The following is a 12,151-nucleotide window of genomic DNA, read 5'->3' on the forward strand; positions in this document are numbered from 1 at the left end:
TGTATCCCTGGTTATGTTTTATTTGTCAGTTGTTAGTTGTTAATTATCTAAGTCACTTTCGAGAACAGAGGCTAAAACTTGTTTTGTGTTAGTTTGAAATTCTGTAACATTGACTCGATTCAAAAACCAAATTGATATCAACATTCCCACAGCTTCTAATAGAAATACCATGCCATAAGCTAAGACCAAATTATCGGGTAAAAACTTGCGTCCTAAATCTAAAACAGTACCACCAATTACCGTAGCAATGCCTCTAGATAAAGACTGGGCAAGTCCCCAAGCACCAATAAATGTACCTGCGGCTTCAGCAATTGTTAAGTCTAACATTAAAGTAACGGCTGCGGTAGTGACAAAACCAGTAGATAAACCAAATAAAACTAAAGTTGATTTTAGGAGAGATGGATTTGCGGAAAATCCGGAAAACCCTATTAATAAAGCGGCAACTGCTACTAAGATACAACCTAACTTTATAGTCCTTTTTTTACCCAAACGGGGAACAATGAAAAAACCTGTGATTCCATAGGAAATTAATATCCCTGTACCGTAAAAAACGTTGAGTTTGGTACTTTCTGCTAGGGGCATTTTAAATACTTGCCCTGCATAAGGTTCTAAAATGGGATCTTGCATAAACAAGCTAATAGTCATCACTAATAAAAATGCGAAAAATAAGCCTGTTTGGGGACTAGCTGTTAAAATTTTCCAAGCACCTTTTAAGGTGATACCATCTTCCCGATTTCCTTTATTGGCACGGTTTAAGAAACGGGAATATTTGTTTTCAACCCCTACAGTTGCCACAATTGCTAAACTAAAAACGATGCTGGGAACAATTATAAATAGACGATTAATTGCCGCTTGTAAAGTTTCTAGAGGTGCGTTTGTGCTTAATTCCTTTAATAAGCTGGAACTGATAATTGCCCCTACTATAATCCCTACCATTAACATTGACCAAACAATCCCCACAACTTGGGAACGGTTGTCTTCTTCGGAAATATCAACTAATAAAGCTGCAAATGCTGTACCACTAGCGCAAATGGCTAAACCGTAAATTGCGAACACGAAACCGAGAACCGCTGTCCAACCGATTGTTTGGGTAGTCCATGTCCACTTATCACCAATATTAGCCGCATTTAACTGCCACATTACTTGTACCGCTAAAAATGCAGCGATCGCAAATATTCCTGCTCCTCCCCACACATAAGCCGTGCGATGATAACCTAAGAAGGGTTTAGCGTCGGACATTTGCCCAAATAAAATCCTTGTCGGTGCTATAAAATAAGGTATTGCTAATACTAAACTACCTATAGTTGCCGGAACTGCGATTTCCTGAATCATGACGCGGTTAAGCACTCCCAGAGTCAAGATAGACATCATACTCAACCCCATTTGAAACAATCCTAGCCGAAACATCGTCAAAATATTGACTTTGGGGATAGAGAAGGATTGAGTTGGGGTGTCAAATGTATCATCCATTGCCATAGCTGCTTTTTTGTCTTGTTTTCTAAATAGTAGCACCCTCCGTATGTTTCCAAAATCAAAAATGAATTCTATATGATCTCAATTAAATGGTAAATTAATTTTAGAATCATCACATTTAATTTTCATTAGAATATAATTCTCTCTATGAATAATTCATCAATTACCATTACTCAGTTATCAGATACAGATTTGGGAGAACTCAGAAAAATCAGTCGAGAAATTTGGTATAGCTACTATTCGACAATTCTCAGTCATGCACAAATCGAATATATGCTCACTAAAATGTATGGAACAGGAGTAATTGAAAACGAAATTCATCACCAAGGAATATTTTATGATCAAGTTTTACATAATTCTGAATTAGTTGGTTATTTATCTTATAGTTCAGAAACGATGAATAATATGAGTTATTTAAAACTACATAAATGTTACTTATTGCCATCACTGCATGGTTTTGGCTATGGTCAAAAGATGTTATTCCATGTTTACCAAAAAGCCCAAGCAATGAACCTAAAACAAATAATCCTCAATGTTAACAAAAGGAATGAAAAAGGCATTAAAGCCTATTCTCGATTTGGTTTTAAAATTATTGATAGTCAGATAAAAGATTTTGGTAGTGGATTTGTATTGGATGATTACATCATGGGTTATGATATTTGAATAATTCAATAATTTGTGATTTACTTCATATCAATAAATTATCCAAATTACAAAAAAAGAGAACAGGGAACAGATAAGAAACTAAAACAATACAATTGAGGGCGGGGTTATAGCTTTTGCAATTTAGTCACTGTCTCCCATTTAAGTGCATACCCTTATATCAGATTGGCAGCACTAAACATGAAAAATTATTAATTAATTCTAAAGTTTTTGGATTCTCAAGATGTTTCCTTGTACGGTTATCAACGCCAGAAATCTCTCCCTATTTCCACCCTAACCAAGAAAAGAAGCGGTAGATTAGAGATAGTGTCACTTCTTCAAAACCGGAGAAGTGATCATAAAAATACAGTTGTCTCCATAAATGTGTTATGAGTAAAAAAATACAAGGATTCTTCAAACCCCTATTTAAAACCGTCTTTATCCTTAGCTTAGTGCTAACTTTAGCTTTTAGTCATGCTAATGATGCCTTAGCAGCCCGTAGTGGCGGCAGAATTGGCGGTGGTTCTTTTAGAATGCCTTCTAGCCGCACTTATGCACCTCGGACAAGTATGCCAGGTAATGGCGGCTACTATGCCCCTTATGGTGGTGGTTTTGGATTTCCGTTTCTTTTACCCTTATGGGGTTTCGGCGGTGGTTTTGGTGGGTTGTTTGGGATATTGATCTTTTTTGCAATGGCGAATTTTTTAGTCCAAACCTTTCGCCGTGTCACCAGTGGAGAAACCGAAGAAGTCAGCTATAGTAGCAATCCCTCCGTGTCTGTCACCCGGTTACAAGTTGGTTTACTAGCCCAAGCAAGAGATTTACAACCCGAACTCAATCGCATTGCGGAAACTGCTGATACCAATAGCCCCGCAGGAAGAAGCGAAGTTTTACAAGAAGCTAGTTTGGCTTTATTGCGTCACCCTGAATACTGGGTATATGCAGGTGGTGGAACTCAACAAGCAAAACTAAATTCCGCAGAATCTCAATTTAATCGGTTGTCTTTAGCCGAACGCAGTAAATTTAGCGAAGAAACTCTCTCTAATGTCAATAACCAACTCAAGGCTGTTTTAAGTAAAGAAGCTTTATCTGGTGAAGATAATCCCACTCGTTTGATTAGTGAAGGACCAGGAGAGTATATTATCGTCACCCTATTAGCAGCAACTTTGGGTAAATGTGAAATTCCCGCTATTAATAATGCTGATGATTTGCGTCAAGCCTTACGTCAAATTGGTGGTCTTTCCGGTGAACAACTGTTAGCAATTGAAGTTTTGTGGACTCCCCAAGCGTCAGGAGATACACTGACATCAGATGATTTGTTTGCGGAATATCCTGATTTGAAATTGGTTTAATTGAGGTTTAGGGCTGAAAACAGTTGGAAGTGACTTGTAATCGAAAATTGCGACATTCGTTTTAAGATTATTTATGTCACAATTGAGGAAACTACCATTTATAATCCTACTGCTGTACAAGCCCTAACCTGTCTGAGGGTTTGTGAAATGCTGTCTAACCGCCTTCTAGACATCCACTTGGTTCGATTTGATGAAATTGAGCGATATGTATACATTCTTGCAGGCGATGAAATGGAAATTTTAATCTTCCCTGAAGGAAATTGGAGGTTTAATGATGAAACCTAATTTTGTTCAAATGTCGAGGTCTGAGTTGAAAGACTATGTACGTAGACATCCCCGTGATTGGGAGGCTTTGAATATTCTAGTGAGTCGTCGTACTCCTGATTCAGAAGCTACATGGTATGCGCCAATGGTGACAGCAGAAGGTATACCAATAGAAGAAAATGTCCGGTTAGCAGAAGAAGCTATTCAGGAACGAATTACCTTAGAGAACCAAAAAAGAGTCCATTAAGAGTATAAACAATTTCAAACTCTTACTCTCTGCGCCTCTGCGTGAAACGAACTTATTTCGGAAACTGTCCTTCTCGCACTTCCACAGCATAATCTTGTACAGCTTTGGTGATTGTTTCTCGTAAGTTTGTATAAACCTTAGCGAATGGTGGTTGTTTTTCCGAAAGTCCGAGAATATCAGAAGTGACTAATACTTGACCATCACAGCTAGAACCTGCACCGATGCCGATGGTAGGAATACGGAGTTTTTGTGTAATTTGCAGCGCTAGTTTTGCAGGAATGTGTTCTAATACTATAGCAAAAACCCCGGCTTGTTCGAGAGCGATCGCTTCATGAAAAATTCTCTCACCTTCTTCCTGGGTTTTTCCCTGTTGTCGTAACCCTAATTGATGGATTGATTGGGGTGTTAAACCCACATGACCCATAACCGGAATCCCAGATTGCACTAACCGGGTAATGGTTTCCACCATTGTGGGATAGCCACCTTCTAATTTTACCGCTTGCGCCCCCGTTTCTTTCAACACTCTACCGGCGGAGTGCATAGCTTGGGAAATACTTTCTTGATAAGTCAAAAATGGTAAATCAACTACCATTAAAGCATTTTTGACCCCACGCCGCACAGCTTTAGCATGATGGATCATTTCATCTAAAGTTATTGGTAAAGTAGTTTCATAACCAAGGACGACGGCAAGAGAATCACCAACTAGGATAAAGTCTACACCAGCTAGATCCAAAAGTTGAGCGATCGCATAATCCCAGGCAGTTAACGCAACAATCGCCCGTCCCTGTTGTTTCCATTGAGTTAATTGTTGGGTAGTAACTGCCATAAAGAATTGATCACTGATAATTGTCAATTGTTAATTGTCAACTGATAATTGTCAATTAAGTAAGTAGGTGGGCGTTAAAAATTGTCGTTGGGGCAAGGGAACAGGGAACTCTTAACTGGGAACAGGAAATACAGAATTGATACCTACTGAGTCTTATTCAAAAATCAAATAGGAGTCCTAATATTACTTTCTCAAATTCGAGACTATTCTTATCTCCTTCTAATTCTTCCTCCTGACTCCTGACTCCTACTTCACATACCGACCAAAACCAAAATGAGGTTGAGCCGTACCCACTGAAGGCATTAACCAAGCTAAACCCTCCGTTGTTCCCACCCATAACTTATTACCAATATCCGGTGCCAAAGTCAAAACTCGACTAGAAGGCAGTCCCGTAACTTGGTCTAAGACTGCCCCCGTATATGGGTTCAATCGCAGCAAACCATTATTAGTACCCACCCACACACTACCATCCTTGGCAAACCTAACCGATGTCACGTTGCGTCCACGTAGAGGAGTCACAGACCTTAACACAATACCATTTTTGGGGTTAATCACCAACAATTGATTTGGCATACCCGCCCAAATTAACCCCTGGGGACTAATAGCCAAAGTTTGGACAGTTCCCCCCGGTAGATTTTGGATTCTCTTCATCAGTAAGGCACTAGAAGTATTCACCTTGACTATTCCCTCCAGCGTCCCCGCCCACAATTGACCGTCAGCATCTAAAGTCATCGCATTAACACTGACACCGGGCATATTTTTAACCGTTGTCATGATTAAACCTTGGTCGGGACTAACCAGAGTTAACCCAGCATCAGTTCCTACCCACAAATAGCCGCGTTTGTCAAGTAACAGTGATAATACTCGTTTGGAGGGTAATAATAAATTCTGGGCTGTAATTTGACTGGTTTGGGGGTCTACTCTCGTTAAACCTTCATTATTTCCCACCCACAAACGCCCTACCTTATCTTGGACTAAAGCACTAATCGCAATATTTGGTAAACTCACACGGGAAATAACCCTACCTGTATTGGGATTAATGCGTGATAATCCGCGCCACGAACCTACCCACAGATTACCAGTGAAATCTCCCAATAAGTTACTAATGCGATAATCTACCGGTGTTTCTCCCTCTTGCAATTGTCTCTCGTTAGGTAAGGGTTTGATTCGTTCTGGTGGTGGTGCCACTTCATAAGTGGGGGTAGATTTGGATTGATTAAGACTGGGATTGTTGTCTTTATTCTCAACCTTTTGGGCTGTAGCTGGTGTGACTATGCTTGGTAAGGCGATTAATCCCAGCAAGGCGGACATTAACAATAAGTTAGTATGCTTGTGAAATAAAGTCACGGTGATATTCCTTTCTAGTTAATTCTACTAAGTTTTTTGAGTTTTATTAATACCATAATAGATGTATATTTTAAATATGGTATAGTTATTAGGTAGCATAAAATCGTTCACGAAGTGTGGCGTATCCATGCGGGAGCCGGAGGCATCAGCCGTAACAAACATTTTAGATTAGTATTAAAAATTACATTATTTGACAACAAAGCCCTGACATCATTAGCTCTCTAGAGTTTAGATATACACATTTGTAAATCAATCTTAATAAAATGTTAAATCTTTATGTAATAACAAATTTAAATATATCAATTAACAAAATTCGCAAAATAACTTATTGAATTATTGATATATTGTGGGGTAAGCTACAAATTCCGTGATGTGCAGTTTCTTCTTTTCTTGCTCATCCCCTGATTAAACTTGTCTTCAGGAAAAATGCCTCATGATCCCTCCTTACCCGCTTTAGGTAAAGACATCAGGAAAAAAAAGAGAATTGCAGCAAACCAGCCTTATATCTGGAATGCGGCTTTCAGGCAAAATTCCCCAGACGGCTTGTAAAGCCGATTTAGTCGGGTATGCAAACTCAAGATGAAAAGATTTTGTATTTCTGGGACGAAAAATAACAGCGTCAAACAGTACGTCTGAAACATGGTAAACGACTTGTTGCGGTGATTGTGACTGCAACCTGATTCGTGCAGCAGTAATACTGCCACCATAGAAATTGATCGCCCCTAACCATAAGCAAAACTTATAATTTCATTAAGAATGAATTAAGAGTAGGAATGAGAAGAAGTGGCACATAACGTGATTTGATAGTAGAAAGAAAGACTTCTTGGAAGAAAAATATGTCTTACGCGCAAACTAAGACTCAGGCTAAGTCTGGGTACCAAGCTGGGGTTAAAGATTACAGACTAACTTATTACACACCTGATTACACTCCTAAAGATACAGATTTATTGGCAGCTTTCCGGATGACTCCCCAACCCGGAGTTCCTCCTGAAGAAGCCGGTGCGGCAGTAGCTGCTGAGTCTTCCACTGGTACTTGGACAACAGTATGGACAGACTTGCTCACCGACCTAGATCGCTACAAAGGTCGTTGTTACGACATCGAACCAGTTCCCGGTGAAGATAACCAATATATTTGTTATGTTGCTTATCCTTTGGACTTGTTTGAAGAGGGTTCTATCACCAACGTACTAACCTCCATCGTAGGTAACGTATTTGGTTTTAAAGCTTTACGGGCATTACGTTTGGAAGACATTCGTTTCCCTGTAGCTTACATCAAGACTTTCCAAGGACCTCCTCACGGTATCCAAGTAGAGCGCGACAAATTGAACAAATATGGTCGTCCTCTGTTGGGTTGTACAATCAAACCCAAATTAGGTCTTTCCGCTAAAAACTACGGACGCGCAGTTTACGAATGTTTACGTGGTGGTTTGGACTTCACCAAAGACGACGAAAACATCAACTCTGCTCCATTCCAAAGATGGCGCGATCGCTTCTTGTTTGTATCTGAAGCTATCAACAAAGCACAAGCAGAAACAGGCGAAATCAAGGGTCACTACCTGAACGTTACCGCTCCTACCTGCGAACAAATGATCCAACGGGCTGAGTACGCTAAAGAACTCAAACAGCCCATCATCATGCACGATTACCTGACCGCAGGTTTCACCGCTAACACCACATTGTCTCGCTGGTGTCGTGATAACGGTATTCTGTTGCACATTCACCGTGCTATGCACGCTGTAATTGACCGTCAGAAGAACCACGGTATTCACTTCCGCGTATTAGCTAAAGCTCTCCGCTTGTCTGGTGGTGACCACATTCACACCGGTACAGTAGTTGGTAAGTTAGAAGGTGAACGGGGAATCACAATGGGCTTCGTTGACCTATTGCGTGAAAACTACATCGAACAAGACAAGTCTCGTGGTATTTACTTTACCCAAGACTGGGCTTCTTTACCCGGTGTAATGGCAGTTGCTTCTGGTGGTATCCACGTATGGCATATGCCCGCGTTGGTAGAAATCTTTGGTGACGACTCCGTACTACAATTCGGTGGTGGTACTCTCGGACATCCTTGGGGTAACGCTCCTGGTGCTACAGCTAACCGCGTAGCTCTAGAAGCAGTTGTTCAAGCTCGTAACGAAGGTCGTAACTTGGCTCGTGAAGGTAACGATATTATCCGCGAAGCTGCTAAGTGGTCTCCTGAGTTGGCTGTTGCTTGCGAACTGTGGAAAGAAATTAAGTTCGAGTTTGAAGCAATGGATACCGTCTGATAATTGAGGATTTGGGATTTTGGATTCATAAACAATCCAAAATCTAAAAATCTAAAGGGCTGGGTCAAGCATGGATTTAAAGCAAATTGCGAAAGACACAGCCAAAACTCTCCAAAGCTACCTGACTTATCAGGCGCTAAGGACTGTATTGGCACAGCTAGGCGAAACAAATCCTCCTCTAGCACATTGGTTGCAAAACTTTTCCGCTGGGAAAATCCAAGACGGAGAAGCTTATATAGAGGAATTGTTTCTAGAAAAGTCAGATTTGGCATTGCGGATTATGACTGTCAGGGAACATATAGCGGCGGAAGTGACAGAGTTTTTACCAGAAATGGTACTAACTGGCATTCAGCAAGCCAATATGGAACAGCGTCGCCAGCATCTCGAACGCATTACGCAACTAAGTTTATCAAGTCCCAGCCTCGAAATACCAAAGACAGACAATATCTGATTCTAATTTGGATAATTTATCTAATTAGTCAGTCAACCAAGTCATAAAAAATCTCCCCCCACTTATCAAAAACTATGCAAACTTTACCTAAAGAGCGTCGTTACGAAACCCTTTCTTACCTTCCCCCTTTGTCTGACGCGCAAATCGCCAAGCAAGTTCAGTACATTATTTCACAAGGTTTCATTCCTGCAATTGAATTCAACGAAACTTCTGAACCTACAGAACTTTATTGGACAATGTGGAAGTTGCCTTTGTTCGGCGCTAAAACTGCTCAAGAAGTATTGAGTGAAGTTCAAAGTTGCCGTTCTCAGTATGGTAACTGCTACGTCCGTGTTGTTGGTTTTGACAACATTAAGCAGTGTCAAGTTATGAGCTTCCTTGTTCACAAACCCAGCAGATACTAAGAGGATGTTTGAAAAGTTTTTAATGTATCAATAAACCCCTCTCCAAACCTCTCCCCGACGCGGGGAGAGGCTTTGAAACCCCCCTTCCCTACAAGGGAATGGGGGAAGGGGGGTTAGGTTTCGGAGATTGTCGGTTTCATCTAATACTTTTCAAACAACCTCTAAGAGCTAATTAGCTAATAGTAGTTTGATGAATTAAAAAGAGGGGTAGAGTTTTCTATCTCTCTTTTTTTAGTTTTTGATAGAGAATAGAATTGTCGGTTGAGTCGCACACACAAAACTAAAGGTAGTAATTATGCAACAAATTACTGTTAATGAAGCATCTCAACACTTATCTGATTTCATTGAAGCAGCACTTGGTGGTGATGAAATTATCATCATGAAAGATAATCAACCTGTGGTGAAATTAATTCCTGTATTACCACTTAAACACCGTCGTCAACCTGGTAGTGCTAAAGGAATGGTAACAATGGCTGATGATTTTGATGCACCTTTAGAAGATTTTCAGGAATATATGTGATGATGTTTTTGATAGATACACATACATTTATTTGGTATGTAACAGATAACTCTCGACTTAGTAATCAAGTTTTAGAATTGATTAACGATGAGAATAATCAGATTTTTTTGAGTATAGCTAGTGTTTGGGAAATGGGAATTAAACACGGGTTAGGAAAGCTAACGTTTAATCTTCCATTTGAGACATTTATAACGCAGCAAATTAGTATTAATGACTTCACGGTGTTAGATATAAAAATCAGTCATATTACGGCTATTAATCAACTCCCTTTACATCATCGTGATCCTTTTGACAGAATGTTAATTGCACAGGCTATGGTAGAAAATATGCCTATAATAAGTGCTGATACAATTTTCGATACCTATCCCGTACAGCGTTTGTGGTGAAAAATAACGCTCAAAATGAGTTTTTTTCTTCATTTTGTACATCCTTAATTGTCTGAATCAGGATAACCAGGATTAGAGGATTTACAGGATTTTTTATGAATATTTATCTGGGGGTATTTCAGGTTTTAAAGATGAGTTTTTTTCTTCATTTTGTACATCCTTAATTGTCTGAATCAGGATAACCAGGATTAGAGGATTTACAGGATTTTTTATGAATATTTATCTGGGGGTATTTCAGGTTTTAAAGATGAGTTTTTTTCTTCATTTTGTACATCCTTAATTGTCTGAATCAGGATAACCAGGATTAGAGGATTTACAGGATTTTTTATGAATATTTATCTGGGGGTATTTCAGGTTTTAAAGATGAGTTTTTTTCTTCATCCTGAAAATCCTTAAATCCTGGAAATCCTGATTCAGACAGTAGGGTGTGTTAGCGTTGCGTAACGCACCAAAATTGATTAGATTTAATCTCATGAATTAATGTGAGTTACGTTTATGGGACAATTATTCATATAGATATTAGAGATGAAAAAATTTGGATTCAGAGAGATTTTACAATCCCTTGGTTCTCTCCCCTTGAGAACAGCAGAAACTAAAACATTAGTATCAATAATAACCTTCATTCTCCACTCTGATAAGCATTTTCAGGATGTTTCCCCGCATAGTGGAATATGTTGAGGGATGCAGTTAAGTTTATATTTAGTAAAATAGACTGGTAAGGTTTAAAAGGAAATTAGATCATGTCATCTCCAGCAATTACCACTGTAGTTAAAATGATGGAATCTTTATCTGAAGATTTACAAGACAAAATTGCAGAACATTTGAGAGAATATTTGGCAGATTTGCAAGATGAACTTAAATGGGACAATTCATTTAAGAAAACTCAAGAAAAATTGATTGCATCTGCTCAACGTGCTAAAAGAGAAATTGCAGAAGGACTTGCGAAACCAATGGACTATGACAAGTTATGAAGTCTGCAACCCTTCCTTCTTTTTGGGATGAATATCAGTTTCTTGACAAGCAAGTTAGACAGAGTGCGAGAAAAGCTTACCGCTTATGGAAAGAAAATCCTTTTTATCCGTCTTTGCATTTTAAATGTATCAATAATCAGGAAAATATTTGGTCTGTCAGGATAACTCGTAATTATCGAGCAATTGGGGTTTTGGATGATGACACAGTAACATGGTTCTGGATTGGTAGTCATGACGATTATGAGAATTTCTTTTCATAGTCAGAATCAGGATAATTTGAATTAGAGGATTAGCAGGATTTTTTATGAATATTTATCTGGGAATATTTCAGATTTTGAAGATGAGTTTTTTTCTACATCCTGAAAATGCTTAATTGTCTGAATCAGGATGTCCAGGATTAGAGGATTAGCAGGATTATATATGAATATTTATCTGGGAATATTTCGGGTTTTGAAGATGAGTTTTTTTTCTTCATTCTGAAAATGCTTAATTGTCTGAATCAGGATTTACAGGATTAGGGGATTTACAGGATTTTTTATGAATATTTATCTGGGAATATTTCAGATTTTGAAGATGAGTTTTTTTCTACATCCTGAAAATGCTTAATTGTCTGAATCAGGATGTCCAGGATTAGAGGATTAGCAGGATTATATATGAATATTTATCTGGGAATATTTCGGGTTTTGAAGATGAGTTTTTTTTCAGAAATGTTGAATAGCGTAATAAAACTTTACATATTGAAATAAACTTAGCCTATAAGTGCTATTTTTCATCTTATCCAAATAAGTTTTCTAAACCAATGAACATAACTTATTTCCTGACACATATAGGACTGAAGATAACGGAGTTTATCTAATAAAGTTTTGCCAAATTCTTGCGGTATTTCTATTAGTTGCAATATCAAATAAGCGATTAAACAGCACATTATCTGAATTCTAATTCCATTCTCATTCTTTGTCATAAGTCTGTCTAACTTGAGGTGCATTTTTAAGAATTTCCAT

Annotated in this window: 13 protein-coding genes and 2 pseudogenes; 11 read left to right on the forward strand and 4 right to left on the reverse strand. The window is 38.7% G+C overall.

Translation table 11 applies throughout. The features are described from left to right. Positions 1–39: 39 nt before the first annotated feature. Positions 40–1,476: a BCD family MFS transporter gene (locus tag AN486_RS20250; protein WP_290602322.1), complete on the reverse strand. Its 1,437-nt coding sequence runs from the start codon at positions 1,474–1,476 to the stop codon at positions 40–42. 144 nt (positions 1,477–1,620) lie between these two features. Here AN486_RS20250 and AN486_RS20255 point away from each other — a divergent pair, with 144 nt between their 5' ends. From AN486_RS20255 to AN486_RS20265, 3 genes are all read left to right on the forward strand, one after another. After that, positions 1,621–2,136: a GNAT family N-acetyltransferase gene (locus tag AN486_RS20255; RefSeq protein ID WP_053539739.1), complete on the forward strand. Its 516-nt coding sequence runs from the start codon at positions 1,621–1,623 to the stop codon at positions 2,134–2,136. 368 nt (positions 2,137–2,504) lie between these two features. Next, positions 2,505–3,467 (forward strand): DUF1517 domain-containing protein, encoded by a 963-nt coding sequence (locus AN486_RS20260; protein WP_168636647.1) that lies wholly within the window; start codon positions 2,505–2,507, stop codon positions 3,465–3,467. A gap of 271 nt (positions 3,468–3,738) precedes the next feature. After that, positions 3,739–3,978, forward strand: coding sequence for a hypothetical protein (locus AN486_RS20265; protein ID WP_233455541.1), 240 nt, complete (start codon positions 3,739–3,741; stop codon positions 3,976–3,978). 52 nt (positions 3,979–4,030) lie between these two features. Here AN486_RS20265 and panB read toward each other — a convergent pair whose 3' ends face one another. Then, positions 4,031–4,804: a 3-methyl-2-oxobutanoate hydroxymethyltransferase gene (gene panB, locus AN486_RS20270; RefSeq protein WP_290602314.1), complete on the reverse strand. Its 774-nt coding sequence runs from the start codon at positions 4,802–4,804 to the stop codon at positions 4,031–4,033. 246 nt (positions 4,805–5,050) lie between these two features. Next, a complete protein-coding gene (locus AN486_RS20275; RefSeq protein ID WP_152608810.1) occupies positions 5,051–6,115 on the reverse strand; it encodes a two-component regulator propeller domain-containing protein in 1,065 nt (354 codons plus the stop codon). Positions 6,116–6,987: 872 nt separating this feature from the next. Here AN486_RS20275 and AN486_RS20280 point away from each other — a divergent pair. From AN486_RS20280 to AN486_RS20310, 8 genes and pseudogenes are all read left to right on the forward strand, one after another. Then, positions 6,988–8,418 carry a form I ribulose bisphosphate carboxylase large subunit gene (locus tag AN486_RS20280; RefSeq protein ID WP_027403993.1) on the forward strand — a complete coding sequence of 477 codons (1,431 nt, stop codon included), beginning with the start codon at positions 6,988–6,990 and terminating at the stop codon, positions 8,416–8,418. 70 nt (positions 8,419–8,488) lie between these two features. After that, a pseudogene (locus tag AN486_RS20285) lies at positions 8,489–8,897 on the forward strand (chaperonin family protein RbcX). 46 nt (positions 8,898–8,943) lie between these two features. Next, positions 8,944–9,273: a ribulose bisphosphate carboxylase small subunit gene (locus AN486_RS20290; protein ID WP_039200136.1), complete on the forward strand. Its 330-nt coding sequence runs from the start codon at positions 8,944–8,946 to the stop codon at positions 9,271–9,273. 295 nt (positions 9,274–9,568) lie between these two features. Next, a complete protein-coding gene (locus AN486_RS20295) occupies positions 9,569–9,793 on the forward strand; it encodes a type II toxin-antitoxin system Phd/YefM family antitoxin (protein WP_290602317.1) in 225 nt (74 codons plus the stop codon). After that, positions 9,793–10,179 carry a type II toxin-antitoxin system VapC family toxin gene (locus AN486_RS20300; protein ID WP_190384293.1) on the forward strand — a complete coding sequence of 129 codons (387 nt, stop codon included), beginning with the start codon at positions 9,793–9,795 and terminating at the stop codon, positions 10,177–10,179. The genes AN486_RS20295 and AN486_RS20300 overlap by 1 nt, the downstream gene beginning before the upstream one ends. Positions 10,180–10,661: 482 nt before the next feature. Beyond that, entirely contained in the window at positions 10,662–10,775 is a 114-nt protein-coding gene (locus AN486_RS26715; protein ID WP_168636645.1) for an element excision factor XisI family protein, read from the forward strand. A gap of 144 nt (positions 10,776–10,919) precedes the next feature. Then, a complete protein-coding gene (locus AN486_RS20305) occupies positions 10,920–11,150 on the forward strand; it encodes a hypothetical protein (protein ID WP_053539734.1) in 231 nt (76 codons plus the stop codon). Further along, the gene (locus tag AN486_RS20310; RefSeq protein WP_053539733.1) at positions 11,147–11,410 is read left to right on the forward strand and encodes a type II toxin-antitoxin system RelE/ParE family toxin; all 264 of its coding nucleotides are present in this window, start codon (positions 11,147–11,149) and stop codon (positions 11,408–11,410) included. Before AN486_RS20305 ends, AN486_RS20310 begins: the two co-directional genes overlap by 4 nt. A gap of 509 nt (positions 11,411–11,919) precedes the next feature. On the opposite strand, the pseudogene AN486_RS20315 reads toward AN486_RS20310, so the two are convergent. Beyond that, positions 11,920–12,151 (reverse strand): annotated as a pseudogene (locus tag AN486_RS20315) (IS4 family transposase); the annotation flags it as partial.

The sequence above is a fragment of the Anabaena sp. AL93 genome (genome assembly GCF_001672085.1).
Taxonomy (GTDB): Bacteria; Cyanobacteriota; Cyanobacteriia; order Cyanobacteriales; family Nostocaceae; genus Dolichospermum; species Dolichospermum heterosporum.